The 16,244-nt window shown below is 76.2% G+C and carries 15 protein-coding genes; 9 read left to right on the forward strand and 6 right to left on the reverse strand.

Translation table 11 applies throughout. The features are described from left to right. Window positions 1–79 precede the first annotated feature (79 nt). On the forward strand, window positions 80–1,057 hold the full coding sequence (locus O2W20_RS11945) for an acyltransferase family protein (RefSeq protein ID WP_269172402.1): 978 nt from the start codon (window positions 80–82) through the stop codon (window positions 1,055–1,057). 322 nt (window positions 1,058–1,379) lie between these two features. On the opposite strand, the gene O2W20_RS11950 is transcribed toward O2W20_RS11945, so the two are convergent. Then, window positions 1,380–2,537, reverse strand: a complete 1,158-nt coding sequence (locus O2W20_RS11950; protein WP_269172401.1) for an acyltransferase family protein — start codon at window positions 2,535–2,537, stop codon at window positions 1,380–1,382. A gap of 197 nt (window positions 2,538–2,734) precedes the next feature. Here O2W20_RS11950 and O2W20_RS11955 point away from each other — a divergent pair, with 197 nt between their 5' ends. From O2W20_RS11955 to O2W20_RS11975, 5 genes are read left to right on the forward strand one after another with little or no spacing between them, the layout of a single operon-like run. After that, window positions 2,735–4,213, forward strand: coding sequence for a hypothetical protein (locus O2W20_RS11955; protein ID WP_269172400.1), 1,479 nt, complete (start codon window positions 2,735–2,737; stop codon window positions 4,211–4,213). Between the two features lie 2 nt (window positions 4,214–4,215). After that, window positions 4,216–5,553, forward strand: a complete 1,338-nt coding sequence (locus O2W20_RS11960; protein ID WP_269172399.1) for a lipopolysaccharide biosynthesis protein — start codon at window positions 4,216–4,218, stop codon at window positions 5,551–5,553. Beyond that, the gene (locus O2W20_RS11965) at window positions 5,550–6,872 is read left to right on the forward strand and encodes a hypothetical protein (RefSeq protein WP_269172398.1); all 1,323 of its coding nucleotides are present in this window, start codon (window positions 5,550–5,552) and stop codon (window positions 6,870–6,872) included. Before O2W20_RS11960 ends, O2W20_RS11965 begins: the two co-directional genes overlap by 4 nt. Then, entirely contained in the window at window positions 6,872–7,957 is a 1,086-nt protein-coding gene (locus O2W20_RS11970) for a glycosyltransferase family 4 protein (protein ID WP_269172397.1), read from the forward strand. The genes O2W20_RS11965 and O2W20_RS11970 overlap by 1 nt, the downstream gene beginning before the upstream one ends. Continuing rightward, window positions 7,947–8,453 (forward strand): hypothetical protein, encoded by a 507-nt coding sequence (locus O2W20_RS11975; protein WP_269172396.1) that lies wholly within the window; start codon window positions 7,947–7,949, stop codon window positions 8,451–8,453. The genes O2W20_RS11970 and O2W20_RS11975 overlap by 11 nt, the downstream gene beginning before the upstream one ends. Before the next feature lie 9 nt (window positions 8,454–8,462). Here the strand turns inward: O2W20_RS11975 and O2W20_RS11980 are convergent, their stop codons facing one another. Both O2W20_RS11980 and O2W20_RS11985 read right to left on the reverse strand, forming a co-directional pair. Further along, the gene (locus O2W20_RS11980; RefSeq protein WP_269172395.1) at window positions 8,463–9,902 is read right to left on the reverse strand and encodes a glycosyl hydrolase family 28-related protein; all 1,440 of its coding nucleotides are present in this window, start codon (window positions 9,900–9,902) and stop codon (window positions 8,463–8,465) included. Continuing rightward, entirely contained in the window at window positions 9,899–11,008 is a 1,110-nt protein-coding gene (locus tag O2W20_RS11985; RefSeq protein WP_269172394.1) for a glycosyltransferase family 4 protein, read from the reverse strand. The genes O2W20_RS11980 and O2W20_RS11985 overlap by 4 nt, the downstream gene beginning before the upstream one ends. Before the next feature lie 353 nt (window positions 11,009–11,361). Here O2W20_RS11985 and O2W20_RS11990 point away from each other — a divergent pair, with 353 nt between their 5' ends. The 3 genes from O2W20_RS11990 (at window position 11,362) to O2W20_RS12000 (ending at window position 14,644) form a co-directional block, all read left to right on the forward strand. Then, the gene (locus O2W20_RS11990) at window positions 11,362–12,864 is read left to right on the forward strand and encodes a sugar transferase (protein WP_269172393.1); all 1,503 of its coding nucleotides are present in this window, start codon (window positions 11,362–11,364) and stop codon (window positions 12,862–12,864) included. Window positions 12,865–12,939: 75 nt separating this feature from the next. Further along, complete coding sequence (locus tag O2W20_RS11995) at window positions 12,940–13,689, forward strand: 3'(2'),5'-bisphosphate nucleotidase CysQ (protein ID WP_269172392.1); 750 nt, start codon at window positions 12,940–12,942, stop codon at window positions 13,687–13,689. Window positions 13,690–13,753: 64 nt separating this feature from the next. After that, window positions 13,754–14,644, forward strand: a complete 891-nt coding sequence (locus tag O2W20_RS12000; RefSeq protein WP_269172391.1) for a hypothetical protein — start codon at window positions 13,754–13,756, stop codon at window positions 14,642–14,644. Between the two features lie 3 nt (window positions 14,645–14,647). On the opposite strand, the gene cysC is transcribed toward O2W20_RS12000, so the two are convergent. From cysC to O2W20_RS12015, 3 genes are all read right to left on the reverse strand, one after another. Continuing rightward, window positions 14,648–15,676, reverse strand: coding sequence for an adenylyl-sulfate kinase (gene cysC / locus O2W20_RS12005; protein WP_269172390.1), 1,029 nt, complete (start codon window positions 15,674–15,676; stop codon window positions 14,648–14,650). 55 nt (window positions 15,677–15,731) lie between these two features. Then, the gene (locus O2W20_RS12010; RefSeq protein ID WP_269172389.1) at window positions 15,732–15,911 is read right to left on the reverse strand and encodes a hypothetical protein; all 180 of its coding nucleotides are present in this window, start codon (window positions 15,909–15,911) and stop codon (window positions 15,732–15,734) included. Between the two features lie 187 nt (window positions 15,912–16,098). Then, on the reverse strand, window positions 16,099–16,242 hold the full coding sequence (locus O2W20_RS12015) for a hypothetical protein (protein WP_269172388.1): 144 nt from the start codon (window positions 16,240–16,242) through the stop codon (window positions 16,099–16,101). Window positions 16,243–16,244: the final 2 nt, after the last annotated feature.

A 16,244-nucleotide genomic window follows, 5' to 3' on the forward strand; every position in this document is an offset into this window, starting at 1 on the left:
AGACGTAGCGGGGAGCAGGCAACCGGAGGTCCTCGGCGATCCGCCGCGGCCAGTCTCGCCGCTGCCCTATCTGCCGGGGTTGGACGGCCTAAGGGGCATCGCGGTCGGGCTCGTGCTGGTGCACCACTTCGTCCGGCCGTATGACTTTGGCGGCAACATCGGCGTCGACGTCTTCTTCGTCCTGTCCGGGTTCCTGATCACGACGATCCTGCTCGGCGAGTGGTCGAAGCGGTCGACGATCCGGCTGCGGCGCTTCTACATCCGGCGGGCGATCCGACTCTGGCCGCCGCTGCTGCTCGCACTCGCGGCTCTGGCGGTCCCCGGGCTCCTGCTCGCTCCGTCCGTGAGCGCCTTCGTCCGGGAGAGCGTGGCGGCCGGGCTCTACCTGACCCCGGTCGCGCAGCTGCTGGACGGCGACAACGAGGGCGCTTGGTATCACACCTGGACTCTGGGTCTGGAGGAGTACTTCTACCTCCTGTGGCCGGCTGTGCTGCTGCTCACCCTCGGCCGCCGGTGGGGATGGCGGACGCTGGCCGGCCTCTGCGCCGCGGGCGGGATGCTCCTGCTGCTGGCGAAGATCGGGCTCTCCGGGGTCGGCGTTGACTCGGGGGCCTACCTGCGCGCAGGGGCGCTAGCAGTCGGTGCCGCCCTGGCTGTGGTGATGCGAAACCGCCCGGAGTGGGTGCCGCCCCGTTGGTGGGGCACGGGCGGACTGGCGTTGATCGGGGTTGCGGTGCTCTGCAGCACCGTCCAGACCCTGGGCGTCATCGCCTCCCTCTCCTACCTGCTCACCGCCATCGGATCAGTTGCCGTGGTCGCCACCGTCTCTCGACGGGGTGGGGGTGCACTGCTCACGTGGAAACCGCTGGTGGCCACCGGGGTGGTCTCCTACGAGCTCTACCTCTGGCACTACCCGGTGCTGCAGCTGGCGGCGTGGGCGACGGACCGGCCCATCATCGAGGTGGCCTGGTGGGCCGGTCCGTTGGGTATCGCCCTGGCTGTGCTGGCCTACCGATTGCTGCACCAGCGGACTGAGCGGTGGAAAGTGCGGTATTAGGCCCTCGTTGTAGTGCGCGGTGATGGGGTCCGCCGGGATGCCGTGTCGTCCATGGCGAAGTTCTTAGCCGAGCAACTCTTCGGCGGCGTTCATTTGGGCGCCAAGCCGCTGGCCAGTTGCTTGTAGGCGTAATCGGTGACCCCGACCCCGGCAGCGCGGCGGCGGTGTCGTGAACTCGCCGCCAGCTGCCTTGATGCCGCGCAGGTAGGGGGCTCGGCGCGTAGGAGAGGGTGGTGCCCGCCCGACCTCGATGGCGCCGTCCGCGATCGCGTCCTGTAGCGCTGCGACAGGCAGAGGCCGCCCCTGTGCCACGGCCCAGTAATCAGGGCTCGGTGGTGCCCGTCGCGGGGATGGGACGAGCGGGCACCCGGTGGCGCGCCGGCGATTGAGCGACGCGGCTGGGCGCCGCGGTCCTTGGTAGCGGTGCTGCCTGCGCCCACGTGCTCAGGGGCGGCGGCAGGTCGAACAGCCAGTTCGCCCACGGGCGGTCGGCCGTGAACGTCGCGACGGCGAACGGGATGCCGACGCCGGCGAGGACCGCCAGCGTGGCGATGACGTACGGCTGGTCGACCCCGAGTCGCACGAGCACGACCCGCACCCCGGCGACGACCAGCACGTGGGCCAGGTAGATCGGCAGGGTGCGGCGGCCGATCGCGGCCAGCAGGTCGCGCAGCGGAGGCACCCGGGTCAGCAGCACCGAGACGGCGAGCAGCGCGATCGTGCCGGCGACCGCGGCGCCCAGGCTCAGCGCCCGCTCGGCCAGGCCGACCTCGGCCGGCAGCGTCGACGGGACGACGTCGGCCTGCAGCAGCACCCCGAGCGAGGCGGCGCCGAGCAGCCCGGCCGCCGTCCAGGCCCAGAGCGGGCCCTGCATCCAGGTGCCCAGCCGGGCCAGCCCGACGACGGACCCGGCCGCCGCGAACACCAGCAGCGAGAGCCCGGTCAGCCCGAACAGGGTCGGGTTCCAGCCCCAGGTGAGCAGGCACACCAGCGCCAGCGCACCCCCGCCCAGCAGCCGGCGGGCCGGGTCCTGCCACGGCCGCAGCACCGCCAGCACCACCGCCGTCAGGATCAGGAACGGCAGGAACCACAGGTGCGCGAACGGCTCCCACACCCGCCAGACCGCCCCGGGCTCCCGCGGCACGTTCTTGACGTCGTTGGTCGCCAGCTCGGCGACGCTCTGCACCAGGTACCAGAGCAGGTAGAGCCAGAGCATCAGCGTGGCCCGCTCGCGGACGTAGCCGGCCGCCCCGCGCCTGGCCACCGCCCGGGGCACGAACAGCCCGAGCAGAAACGCCAGGGCCGGCATCCGGAACAGGTAGAGCGCGGAGTTGGCCACCTCGAGCGGGTGGTCGGTGGGGATCAGGCCGGCGTTGAGCAGGCCGTCGATCGAGTGGTTGGCCGCCACCCCGATGATCGCCACGGCCCGCGCGACGTCGATCGCCGCCACCCGCTGCGGGCGGGCGGGGGCCTCGGTCACGCGGCAGAGCCTAGGTGTGGATCTTCCTCTGTCCACCCGTGTGTGCAGACGTATCCGCAGCTCAGCGGCCCGTTCCCTGCTGTCCACCCGGTGTTCACCCGGAGGGATGACGCGTTCCGGCGTGATCAGCCGGGCCCTATCATCTGGACGCTGTTGCGGGCGGACTCCGCCGATGGCACGAGGGAGGACGCACGCGCATGAGCAGCTCGACAGGCCGGTCGGCCGGCACTGACCCAGGCGACGCAGACACCCGGGCCGACACCTGGCCCGGGCCGGCGGCACCGCTGGCCTGGCTGGCCCGGCTGGCCGTCATCGGCGCCCTCCTCGGTGGGCTGCTCGGCCTCCTTGTCGGGGTCGCCGCTGAGGAGGAGGTCACCGCCTCGGCCACCTTCGAGGTCGTCCCCGACGCCCAGGTGCTCAGCGGCCCGCTGCCGACCACGACGCAGACCGGCGCCGACGACTCCCTGGTCGCCGGCCAGCTCGAGGCGCTGGACGCGCTCCGGCTCAGCCAGGAACCGCAGCCGGACGACGCGGTCACCGTCTCGGTCGCCCAGGTCGGTACCTCCGACGTCCTGCGGATCAGCGCCACCGCCCCCACCGCCGAGGAGGCCCGGCGGGCCGTGACGGCGCTGCTCGACGGCTACGTCGCCGCCCGCCAGGAGGCCGCCGAGACGGCGGTCACCGCTGCGCTGGCCGCGGTGCAGCAGCGGCTGGACGCTCTCGGCGAGCCGGGCGCGGTGAACAGCCCCGTCGCCCAGGAGGTCGAGCGGCTGCTCGCCCAGCAGAGCCAGCTGAGCGGCGCCGCCACCCGGGTCCCCGACCTGGTGCCGGTGCTGCGCGCCCCGACCCTGGAGCAGGAGACCGGCGCACCGGCCGCGCTGCTGTCCACCGTGCTGGGCGCCGTGCTCGGTGCCGTGCTGCTGCTGGCCGCCGGTGCCGTGTGGCGGGCCACCTCCCACCGGCTGTTCGACGCCCGGCTGCTGGTGGCGGCCGGGGTGCCCGTGCTGCTGCCGCGGCTGCCCGCCGGGCGGGTGCGCAACCGCAGCCCGCAGGTCCCGGCACAGCTGCCCCGGGCCGGCGCGCTCGCGGCGGCCCGGCTGCTCGCCCCGCAGGTGATCGACGCCGGCGGACGCAGCCTCGTCGTGGTCGGCGCCGACGAGCGCGCCGGGGCCGCCGAGGTCGCGTGGGAGCTGGCCTGGGCGATCTCTTCCACCGGCGCTCCCGTGGTGCTGGTGACCACCGCGGCGCACGCGCACAGCAGCCGCCCGACCGCGTCGCCGGAGTTCCCCGGCGAGCAGGTGCTCACCCCGCTGCTGACCGTCGTCGCCCTCCCGCCGCACGACGGCGACGCGGTGCTCGCCGCGACCGTCGCCCGGCACACCGCCGCCGGCCGGCAGGTGCTGCTGCACGCCCCGGCGCTCACCTCCGTCGCCCGGTTCGACGAGACCGCCCGGCACGCCGAGCGGGCCGTCGTCGTCGTGGGGGAGGGGGTCTCCTCGCTGGAGGACGCGCTGGCCGCGGTCCGGGACGTGGCGTCGTCCGGCCCGGCGCTGCAGGGCGTCGTCGTCACCACCACCGGGCGGCACCTGGGGCGCGAGCGCCCCCAGCCGTCCTCCCCGCGGGCTGCGGAGGAGACGACGTCCCCTCGGCAGGAGCCCGTCGCCAGCGAGGCCTGACCGTGGCGGTCCAGGCGGGGGAGCAGACCCAGGAGGTCCGCCGGAGCTTCGGCCTGCGCATGGTCGTGGCCGTGCTCGGGCTCCTCGCCACCTTCCTGACGTCGGTGCTCGCGGTCCGCACCCTCGACGCCCGGGCGGCCACCGGCTTCCTGGCCGTGCTGGGCGCACTGATGCTCGGGCCGATGGTCGGCCGGCTGGGCCTGGGGCAGCACGCCATCCGGGCGATCGCCGCGGCCGCCTCCCCGGCCGAGGTGGCCGCCCAGGTGCTCGCCCACCTGCGGGCGGTCGCGCTGCTCAGCGTGGTCACCGCGCCGGCCGTCGCCTGGGTCGCCACCGCCGTCGTCCGGGACGACCGGGCGCTCGTCGTCGCGCTGGTCGCCGCGCTGATCGTGCTGGAGACGCTGCGGCTCACCATCAGCGACGTGTACGCCGCGGTCGGCCGGATCCGCTGGTCGGTCGCGGCCACCCACCACAGCCGCTCGGTGCTCGCCCTGCTCGCCATGGTCGTCGTCGTCCTGGTCCAGGGCGGCCGGACGACGCTGGTGGCGCTGCTGACCGTCTACGCCGCGACCTCCCTGGTGCTGCTGGCGGTGATGCTGCTCCGGCTGCCGCTGCGGGCCCGGGTGCGCGGCGCCCGCTGGTGGTCGCCGATGGCCGCCGCCGTCGCGGGCGGGGCCTGGCTGTTCACCGTCGAGCTCGGCGCCTTCCTGGTCGGCCGCGGCGACGTCTGGCTGGCCGGCTGGGCCTTCCCCGGCGAGCAGGCGCTGCTGTACTCGACCGCCAGCGTGCTCGCCATGCAGGTGACCGTGCTCGAGGGGCTGGCCAACATCGCGATCACCCCGGTCGCCGCCCGGCTGGAGGCCCAGGGGCGGCGGGACCGGGTGCTGGCCCTGCTGTCGGCGGCGGCCACCGTGTCGAGCGCGGTCACCGTGGTGCTGGTCGCCGCGGCCTGGCTGCTCGCCCCGCAGGTGCTCACGCTCTACGGCCCGGGCCTGGACGACGCCGCCCCGTACCTCTCCGTGCTCGCCACCGGCGGCCTGGGCATGGCCGTCTTCGGCTCCTGCGCCGTCCTGCTCGTGGTCACCGGCCACGGCCGTGCCGCCGCCCGCGCCGTCGGGGTGGCGCTGCTGGTGGTCCTGCCCGCGGCCGTGCTCGCCGCGCAGCTGGGCGGCCCGCTGGCGCTGGCGCTGGTCAGTGCGGCGGCGACCGTCGTGCTGTTCGGCTCCTACGCGGTCGTCTGCCGCCGGGCCTTCGGGACGGCGCCGCTGCCCGGGCTGCAGCTGCGGCACAGCCTGCGGGTGCTGGCCGGCCGCGAGCCGGACGGCGTGGGGGCCCGATGAGCACCCGGATCACCGCCGTCCGGCCGCGGACGGCGGACCTCGGCGGCCGGCCCGGGGGCGTGTGGTGGCTCTCCCCGATCGCGCTCATCGGCCTGGTCGCGCTGCCCGCCACCTGGCTGAGCCTGGCCATCGCCGACGAGCGGTACCGGGCGCTGTGGGGCACCCCGAAGGCCGTCAACCTGGAGTGGACGCTGTGGTTCACCGCCGGCCTGCTGCTGTTCCTGGGCGGCGCGCTGCTGCCGGGGCTGCGCGGCGTCCGCCGGGTGCCGAGCTGGCCGGCGCTGTCGGCCGGTGACCTGCGCGTCCTCGAGCGCGCGGCCACGGTGCTGTTCTGGCTGACCATGCTCGGCTACGTCGCCTACGGCATCAACGCCGTCCGGGTCGGGCTGGAGCCGGTCGTGCTGGTCACCGCGCTGATCGACCAGGAGCTCTACGGCCTGGGCATCCGCGAGCAACTGGGCACCGTGCCCGGGCTGACCACGATGACCCAGTTCGGCGTCGCCTTCGTCGTGCTGACCGGGGTGCTGATGCTCGCCGAGGGGCGCCGGCCGCAGCACCTGCGCCGGCTGGCGGTGGTCGCCTTCCTGGCGCTGCTGCGCGCCTTCTTCGTCACCGAGCGCCTCGCCCTGCTCGAGCTGCTCGTGCCGCTGCTGGTGCTGGTGGTCGCCGGGATGTCGCGGACCAGCCGGGGCACCCGGCGGGCCGCGTTCCTGCCGGCAGTGCTGGCGCCGGTGGTGGTCGCGGTCTTCGCCGCCTTCGAGTACTCCCGCAGCTGGGTGTTCTACGCCGCGCAGGGCGGCCAGTCCTTCCCCGTCTTCGTGGTCGAGCGCTTCGCCGGCTACTACGTCACCGCCTACAACAACGGCGTGATCCGGCTGCTGCACCAGGAGCCGGCCGGGCTGCCCTACGACCTGTGGTCGGCGTTCTGGACGGCGCCGGGCATCGGCAGCCTGAACCTGTTCCGGTCGCTCACCGGCGTCGACCCCGAGCCCGCCTACACCCTCGCCCTCACCCAGTTCGGCAACCCCGAGTTCAACAACTACGGCGCCGTGGCCAGCCCCTTCGTCGACCTGGGCATCGCCGGGGGGCTGCTGTTCTTCCTCGGCGCCGGGCTGCTCACCGGCACCCTGCACCGCGCCCTGCGCGAGGGCCGGATCTGGGGCCTGCTGCTCTATCCGCTCTTCGTGCTGACCATGCTCGAGCTGCCGCGCTACTTCTACCTCGGCCAGGGCCGGGCCACCCCCGGGCTGGTCGCCCTGGTGGTGGTGGCGCTGCTGGTCAACCGCGGCCGACGCCGCCGCGCCGGAGCCGTGCGCTGATGGCCCGGCCGCTGCGCTACCTGCTGATCGGCACGCACGTCCCGCCGTCGGGCGAGGGCGGGGGGATGGTCCGGTACGTCGTGCAGCTGGCCCGCGGGCTGGCCGCCCGGGACGACGTGGAGCTGCACGTGCTCGCCGGCGCGGGTGCGCAGGGGGCGTTCACGCACCTGGTCGACCGCGACCGGGTGCACACCCTGCCCGGCCGCGGACCGCTGGTCTCCGCCGTGGAGCGGCTGGCCGGTGCGCGGGTCGGCGGCCGGATGGACGTCGTGCACGGCACCAAGCACCTGCTGCCCCGCGGGGTGCCCGGCGTCGGGGTGCTCACCGTGCACGACATGCTGGCCCTGGACCGCCCGCACGACTTCGGCCGGGCCAAGCGCTGGCTGGTCCGCCCGCCGTACCTGGCCTCGCTGCGGGCCGCCGACGCGCTCGTCTGCGTCAGCGCCGCCACCCGGGAGCGGCTGGTCAGCTACCTGCCGTCCACCGCCCCGCGGACGTCGGTGGTGCACCACCCCGACGGCTCCTCGCTCACCGACGTCGCCGCCGAGGCCGTGCCCGAGCTGGCCGGCCGGCCGTTCGCGCTGGTCGTCGGCGACCCCTCACCGCGGAAGAACGTCGGCCTGGTCGTCGACGCCTGGGCACAGGTGCGCGCCGCCGTCCCCGACGCCGTGCTCGTGGTGGTCGGCCCGGACAGCTGGGGGCCCACCGACCGCGGCCGGGCCTTCGCCGAGCTGGCCGCCGACGGCGCGGTCGTCGCGCTGGGCCACGTCCCCGACGCCCGGCTGCGGTGGCTCTACGAGCGCGCCCGGGTGGTGCTGTGCCCCAGCCTCGCCGAGGGCTTCGGGCTGCCCGCCGCGGAGGCGCTGGGGCTGGGGGCGCCGGTGCTGACGTCGGAGGACCCGGCGCTCGCCGAGGCCTCCCCGGCCGGTGCCCAGCGGCTGCCCGCGCGCCGTCCCGAGGTGTGGGCCGCCGCGATGGTGGAGCACCTGGGCCGGCCCCGGCCGCCGGTGCTGCTCCGGCCGGCCCGCCGGAGCTGGGACGACGTCGTCGAGGAGACCCTGGAGGCGGTGCGCCGTGTCCGCTGACGTGCGCGCCATCCTCTCCACCCCGGTGTACGGCGAGGTGCTGGGCGTGCTGCACGTCGCCGGCCCCGCCGAGCTGGCGACGGCCCGGGCGGTCGCGGCCGCGCAGACCGCGGCCGGCTGGCGCACCGGCGTGCTGGCGCCCGACGCACTGCCGGAGGCGCCGCTGGACGACGTCGACGTGGTGGTGCTCTGGGGCCGTCGCGCCGCCGCCGGGCGGGACGTCGTCGCCGGCCGCCGGGCGACCGTCGTCGTCCTCGACGCCGGGGACGTGCGGGCGGTGCTGACCTCGCCGCTGCACTGGGCCCGGGAGCTGCGCCGGACGGCGCACACCAACCTGCTGCTGGTGCCCGCCGGCCTGGCCGAGCGCTACACCCGCTGGGGGCCGCCGGTGCCGCTGGCGCACCGCCCCGAGGGGCTGCCGGAGCCAGCCGCCGTCACCGTGCTGTCGGCGTGGACGGCGCGGGCGCACGCGTTCGGGGCGCGGCCCGCCGGCTGAGCCGGCGGGTCACCAGCCGCGGTGCTCGGGGACGGGGGAGCCGTCGACGGTGACGTCGAACAGCCGCACCGCGGGGGACGCGTTGGTGTGGAACGGCCGCGCCGGGCCGCCGGTGAGCGAGATCCCGGAGAAGGTGACCCGCTGGACGCCCGCGCCCGGGTCGGCGAGCACCCCGAGCTCCCAGCTGGCACCGGCCCGGGTGCCGCTGACCGCCAGGTCGCGGATCGTCACGTCCGCGGTCGTGGTGTCGCTGTTGCCGGCGTAGACGAGCACCGCACCGTGGTCCTTGGCCGGGTTGGTGTTGGCGCCGGTCACGGTGCCGCGGGTGATCCGCACCCGGCGCGAGGGGAACGTGTAGTAGGGGTCGCCCTCGCTGCCGACGTAGACCCCAGCGGCGTCGGTGTCCCGGACAGCCACGTCGGTGTAGGTGATGTCGTCCCCGCCGACCACGGAGATGCCCCGGCCCCACGTCGTCCCGTTCACCTGCGGGGAGGTGATCTCCACCCGCGCGCACGGCACCCCGTCGGCCCGGTAGGAGACCACGGCGACCCCGTCGTCCCCGGTGTTGGTGGTGACGGGGGAGACGACCCGGCCGTCGTGTGCGCCGCCGGTCACGTGCACGCCGTCGGCGCGGCTGCCGACGACCGTCACCCGGTCCAGCAGGAAGTGCCCGGAGCCGTTGCCGACGTAGAAGCCGGCGGCCGCCGCACCCCGGACGTGCACGTCGCGCAGCACCACCCCGTCGGCGGAGACGCGGACCTTCATCTGCTCGTAGGCGTGGAAGCGCTCGGTCGAGGTGGCGAGGGCGAACGTCACCCCTTCGACGACCACGCGGTCGGCGTCGACGTGGAACGCCGACCGGGTCTCCTGGGTGGCGGTGACGGTCGCGCCCCGGCCGAGGACGGTGAGACCCGGGGTGCGCACCCGGAGGACGTCGGAGTGCAGGTAGGTCGCGCCCGCGCGGAGCCGCAGGACGCTCCCGGTGGGCACGGTGTCCAGCGCCTGCTGCAGCGCGGCGGTGTCGTCGGTGACGCCGTCGCCGACCGCGCCGAACCGCTCGACCGGGATGTCGCCGCGGGCGCCGGCGACCACCACGGCGTCCCTGGCACCGGCCGCCGCGGTGCCGGCCGCTGCGGTACCGGACGCGCTCGAGCCGGAGGACGGGGCGACGGTGGCCGGACCGGCCGCGGCAGGCGGCGGCGGAGGTGTGGAACCGGCGGCCGGTGGGGCGGCCGCTCCGGGCGCCGGCAGGGCCGCGCTCGGGTCCGTGGCGGTGGACGGGCCGGCCGGGGGGACGGCGGCGGGCGCGGCCCCGGCCGGGTCGCCGGTGAGGGCGCTGGTCCGCGGCTCGGCCACCCCCGTGGACCCGACCAGGCACAGCGCCAGGAGCGCGCTCGCCACCAGCGCCCGGGACACCGTCCGCGGCCGGCGCGCCCGCGAGGGGCTCATCGGGACCCGGCCAGGTGCAGCAGGTGCTCGGCGACGGCGGCCTGGGAGGTGGCCGCGGCGTACCGGGTGGTCGCCACCGATCGGCCGGTCTCGGCCTCGCGGGCTGCGGCGGCCGGGTCGAGCAGCCGGGCGGTCAGCGCGGCGGTGAACGCCTCGATCTCGAACGCCGGGACGGCGGCACCCGCGCCGCCGAGCGAGGCGCCGATGCCGGCGACGTCGAAGGCGACCACGCTGCGCTGACCTGCCATCGCCTCCATCGCCACCAGCGGCAGCCCGGCCTCCCAGCGGGAGGGGACGGCGACGACGTCGGCGGCGGCGTACCACTCGGCCAGCCGCTCCCCGGGGGCGAAGCGCATCGAGCCGTCGGCCTGGGCGCGCAGCGCCGCCTCGTCCGGGCCGGCGCCGACGAGCACCAGCTGGGCGTCCGGCACGGCCCGTCGCACCCCGGGCCAGGCGGCGAGCAGCATGTCCTGGCCCTTCTGCCGGGCCAGCCGGCCGACGCAGACGACGGTGGGCGCCGCGGGGAGCCCGAGCGCGGCGCGGGCGGCCGCCCGGTCCTGCGGAGCCCACAGCTCGGGCTCGACGCCGTTGGGCACCACCACCGACCGCCCGGTCAGGCCGGCGGCCCGCCCGGTCGCCAGCTCGGCCTCGCTCACGCAGAGGGTCAGGTCGGTCCAGCGCTGCGCGAACCGCTCCCAGCCGCGGGAGGCCGTCTGCACCGGCCCGGTGACCGCCTCGAACGACCAGGCGTGCGGCTGGAAGACCGTCGGACGCCGGCCCCGCACCGCCAGCCGCCCGGCCAGCCCGGCCTTGGCGCTGTGCAGGTGCACCACCTGGGGGTCCGTGGCCGCCACGACCCGGCGCAGCGCCGCGGCCTCGCCGGGCACCGACGGGCCGGGGGAGCGGCTGGCCCGCCACGGCACCAGCTCGGCCCCGGCGGCCTGGACGGTGTCGGCCAGCCAGCCCTCGCCCGGGCAGGCCACCAGCACCTCCCAGCCGCGGCGACGTTGGTCGGCGACCAGCCCGGCGACCACGCGCGCCACCCCCGCCTCGACCGGCTGGCTGACGTGCAGGACGCGCAGCGTCGGGTTCTCGGATCCGCCCACGGGTCGAGCATGGGGCCCCCGGGCGACGGGCTGGCCGGAGGACACCACGGACGTCCAGAAGGTGACCGAACTCACGAGGCTGACGGCAGGTGTACGGCAGGAAACGGCGGTATGGAGCCCCCTGCGCGCCGTCACTCTGCGCGAGTGATCACCGGGTGATCGGTTCGATCGGGTGTGGCGCGCGCCACGGCCACCGATCCCCGGGTGTCCCGGGCTCTCGTCCGGGGCTGGTCGACCCGAGCGGCCGGACCGTACGTTCCCCCGGGTCGGTCGGCGGGGGTCTCCTCCCGACGGACCGGCGGCGACCGGTCGCCGCGCTGACCAGGGAACCAACGACCTAGGGGAGCCGGACCTTGTTGCTGCTGGAAGCGCCCGACGAGCTCGTCGAGCCCCGGACGGGGGTCGTCGCCCGCCGGCGCTTCTGGTCCGTGGCGCGCCTCCGGGGCGAGGGCACCGCGGCCCGCCGGGCCTGGCGGAAGACCTACGTGCGCCGGATCCTGCTGGGCGACACCCTGGTCGCCGTGCTGGCCGCCCTGGTCGGTCGGTTGCTGCCCGAACAGGGGCCGCTCGCCGCGCACGGCGCCCCGTGGCCGGTCGTCGTCCTGCCGCTGGTCTGGGTGGCCGCGATGGCGGTCGGGCGCAGCTACGAGGAGCGCTTCCTCTGGGTCGGCCCCGAGGAGTTCCGCAGGGTCTTCTTCTCCGCCGTCCTGCTGCTGGCGTCGGTGGGCACGGTCTCCTGGGCGTTCAAGCTCGAGGTCGCCCGCAGCTTCGTCGTGGTCGCGCTGCCCCTGGCCACCGTGCTCGGCCTGCTGCAGCGCTACGCCCAGCGGTCCTGGCTGCACCACCAGCGCACGCACGGCCGGTTCCAGCAGACCGCGATCCTGGTCGGCCACCGCAACGGCACGGCCGAGCTGCACGCCCAGCTCGTCCGCCAGGCCCAGCACGGCCTCCGGGTGATCGGCGTCTGCCTGCCGTCGGCCCCGCCCGCCGGGACCGTCTTCGACGGGCTGCCGGTGCTGGGCGGCTTCGCCGACATCGCCGACGTCGTCCGCCGGTACGAGGTGGACACCGTCGCCGTGCTGCCCTCACCGGAGCTGGACGGCGCTGCCCTGCGCCGCCTCGGGTGGGACCTGGAGACCACCGAGGCCGAGCTGCTGCTCGCCCCGGCGGTGACCGAGTTCGCCGGCCCGCGGGTGGGCATCCGGCCGGTCAACGGGCTGCCGCTGATGCACCTGGAGCGGCCGGAGTTCCGCGGGCTGCGCCGCGTCACCAAGGACGTCTTCGACCGGTCGGTCGCCCTCGCCGCCGTCGTGGTGCTGCTGCCGGTGCTGCTGATGCTGGCCGTGGCGGTCAAGACCACCAGCCGCGGCCCGGTGTTCTTCCGGCACGAGCGGATCGGCCGCGCCGGCCAGCCCTTCCACGTGCTGAAGTTCCGCAGCATGGTGCCCGACGCCGACCAGCGGATGGCGGCGTTGATGGCACAGAACGAGGGCAACGCCGTCCAGTTCAAGATGAAGCGCGACCCGCGGGTGACCCGGGTCGGCGCCGTCATGCGGCGCTGGTCGCTCGACGAGCTGCCGCAGCTGCTCAACGTCGTCGGCGGCACGATGTCGCTGGTCGGCCCGCGGCCGCACGTGACCCGCGAGGTCGAGCAGTACGGCTTCGACATGCGGCGCCGCCTGCTCGTCAAGCCCGGGATCACCGGCCTGTGGCAGGTCAGCGGCCGGTCGGACCTGTCCTGGGACGACTCGGTGCGGATCGACGTCCGGTACGTGGAGAACTGGTCCCTCGCCCTGGACCTGATGATCCTGGGCAAGACCCTCGGTGCGGTGGTCCGCGGCTCCGGGGCCTACTGACGCCGACCCGCCGCGGCGGCGCCGGGGTGCGGGGCCGGAGGATTGCCCCCACCCCCGCCCGGACGGAGACCGACGTTGACCGGCACCGATCACGACCTCGCCCGCACGCTGGCCACCCAGGCCGGCGAACTGCTGCTCACCGTGCGCGGCCGGGACTTCGCCGACGCCGCGGCGCGCAAGGCCGCCGGCGACGGGGAGTCCCACCGCTGGCTGGCCGAGCAGCTCGGCGCGCTGCGCCCCGGGGACGCCGTCCTGTCCGAGGAGGGCGCCGACGACGCCCGCCGGCTCACCGCCGACCGGGTCTGGATCGTCGACCCCCTCGACGGCACCCGGGAGTTCTCCGAGCTGGAGCGCACCGACTGGGCGGTGCACGTCGCGCTCTGGGAGCGGGGCGACCTGGTCGCCGGGGCCGTCGCCCTGCCGGCCGAGGGCACCACCCTGGGCACCGCCGCCGTCGCTCCGCCGCCGGCCCGCCCGGACGGCCCGCTGCGCCTGGCGGTTAGCCGCAGCCGCCCGCCGGCCCTGGTCGCCGACCTCGTCGCAAAGCTCGGCGCCGAGCCGGTGGCCATGGGGTCGGCCGGGGTCAAGGCGATGTCCGTCGTCCGCGGGGCCACCGACGCCTACGTGCACGGCGGCGGCCAGTACGAGTGGGACTCCGCCGCACCGGTCGCGGTCGCCCGGGCCGCCGGGCTGCACACCAGCCGGCTCGACGGCTCCCCGCTGCGCTACAACCGGCCCGACCCCTACCTGCCCGACCTGCTCATCTGCCGGCCCGAGTTCGCCGACCAGCTGCTCGCCGCCCTGGCGGGGGACGCCCGGAGCTGAACCCCTTGAGATCGGCAGCCCCGACCCGGTCAAGCACCGGTGCGGACCTGCCGATCACGAGGACATGCCGTGGTGGGGGTGGGTGCTCGTCGGGTGGACGACGCTCGCGGTCGTCGTCGCCGTGCCCCTGGGCATGGCCCTGCGGATCGCCGAGCTGCGTTCGCGGGGGGAGACCGGCCCGCTGCCGACCGGCCTCCGCTCCGCCGTCCGGACCCGTTCGCGCCGACGCCGGCTGCCCGTGCCGCCGCTGTCCGCCGCGCTCATCGGTGTCGGGCTCAGCCTGGAGGCCGTCGGCCTCGGGCTGCGGATCGCCGGCACCGACCGCGGCGCCGCCCGCTACCTGTCCATGGACGCCCCGCTGTCGGTCCCGCGGATGTGGGTCACCGCCCTGCTTGCCACCGCCGCCGTGGCCGCCTTCGTCGGCGCCGCCCGCGCCACCGAGCGCCGGCCGTGGTGGCTGGGCGTCGGTGTCGTCGCGGCCCTGGTCGCCCAGGTCAAGGGCGGCGGGACCGTGCACGTCGAGGCGCTGCGGACCGCCGGTCTGGCCGGCCGGCCGGTGCTGGCCACCGCCGTCAGCGCCGGCATTGCCGCCGTGACCCTCGCCGTGCTCTGGTGGCTCAGCCGCACCGAGCGGCGTGACCGCCGGCGGGTGATGACGGCCTTCGGCATCTACGCCGCCGCCGCCGTCGTCCTGTCCGGCGTCTCCTCCGTCGTCGGGTCGGCGTCCGGTGCGTTCCCGTGGGCCGCCGTCGCGACGTTCGTCGAGGAGAGCGGTGAGGTCGTCGGCGCGGTGGCCGTGCTCACCGCCGTCCTCGTCGGGGTCGCACCCCGGCTCGTGCTCCCGGCCGACTGGGCGCTGCGCCGCCGCGCCGACGCCGAGACGGTCGACGCCCCCGGTCAGCTGCCGGCCTGGCGCACCGGCCCCGAGCGACTGCCCGGCTGGCCCGGCTCCTGACCGTCAGTCCGCGACGAGGTGCGCCAGCACCCGCCGGGCGCTCTCCTCGGGGGTCAGGTCCCGGGTGTCGATGGTCAGCTCGGCGTCCGTCGGCTCCTCGTAGGGGTCGCTGATCCCGGTGAAGCCGGTGATCTCCCCCCGCCGTGCCTTGGCGTAGAGCCCCTTGCGGTCACGCGCCTCGCACTCGGCCAGCGGGGTGGACACGTGGACCAGCACGAACGACCCCGGCCCGGCCTGCTCCTCCACCAGCCGGCGGGCGTCGGCGCGGGTGGCGGCGTAGGGCGCGATCGGTGCACACACCGCCAGCCCGCCGTGCTTGGCGATCTGCGCGGCCACCCAGCCGATCCGGCGCACGTTGGTGTCCCGGTCGGCCTGGGAGAAGCCGAGCCCGGCCGACAGGTGGGTGCGCACCACGTCGCCGTCCAGCAGCGTCACCGTCCGGCCGGCCTCCAGCAGCAGCTCCACCAGGCGCCCGGCGATCGTCGACTTCCCGGCGCCGGAGAGCCCGGTGAACATGACCACCCGGCCCCCGGTGCGCAGCGGCGCCGGGTCGAGCCGGTCGCCCAGCAGCTGCGCGCCGTAGGCGGCGGCGACCTCGGTCCAGCCGGCCTCCGGTGCCGCGGCGGTCACCGGCACGGGGACGACGACGAGCTCACGCCCCTCGGCCCACGGTGCCCAGGCCGCCGATGCCAGCGACAGCGCGGCCGAGTCGGGCGAGGTGCCGGCCGCCGGGAGCAGGACGAGCAGCTGCTCGGGCAGGTCCGTGTCCTGGGCCGGAGGTCCGCCGACCCAGGCCCGCGGCGCCGGCCAGCCCCGCTGGGCCAGCTCGGCACGGACGGCGGACGGCGCCCGCCAGCGCGGGATCTCCCGGACGGTCAGCCCACCGTCGTCCCGGGTGGCGACCAGCACCCCTTCGGCGTCCTCCAGCTCGACGGCCGGGGGCACGGCGGGTGCGCCGGGCACGAGGTCGAAGCCGTACCGCGCGAGCGCGGCGAGCTCGGCGTCGGTCAGTCGGGTCCGCGTCTGTGCCATGCACGGAGTCTGGCAAGCGCCGGGTCACCGGCCCGGACCCGGTCGGGTGCGGACGTCACATGCCGGGGCGGACGACCCCGCAACGGCAGGCGTACAGGGAGGCGCCGCTGAACGGGTCGTCCCCGGCGCGGCGGTAGTGGTGCAGGTGCACCGGCGACGGCCGGCGGCGGGCCGGGCGGACCACCGAACGCAGCACGGCGACAGGCGCGGGCGGCGGCGATGCGAGGAAGCGCACGGGGCGAGTGTGGAGCCCCTCGGGCCGCCGCGGAAGAGCCTGAGCACCAACAGCAGATGAACTGCGTCACCCGGAGGGGGTGGCCCGGACGGGTGGTCGACGGGCGAGCGGTCACCGAGCGTGGTCGGCGTCCGGGCCCGGACGCCGCCGCTGCGCCCGGTCGGCCGGGATACAGCGGCGGTCGAGGTCAGCGGGGCGCAGGCCCGACGGGGTCGCGCGGGGTGCGCTCGTCGGCGGCCCGCTGGGCGGCGAAGTCCGACTGCAGGGCGTCGGCGAGCGCGAGGGCGGAGTCGGCGGGACCGGCGACCGGAGCCTGTTGGGTACGCGTCATGG

It is taken from the genome of Modestobacter sp. VKM Ac-2982 (genome assembly GCF_026967935.1).
Classification (GTDB): Bacteria; Actinomycetota; Actinomycetes; order Mycobacteriales; family Geodermatophilaceae; genus Modestobacter.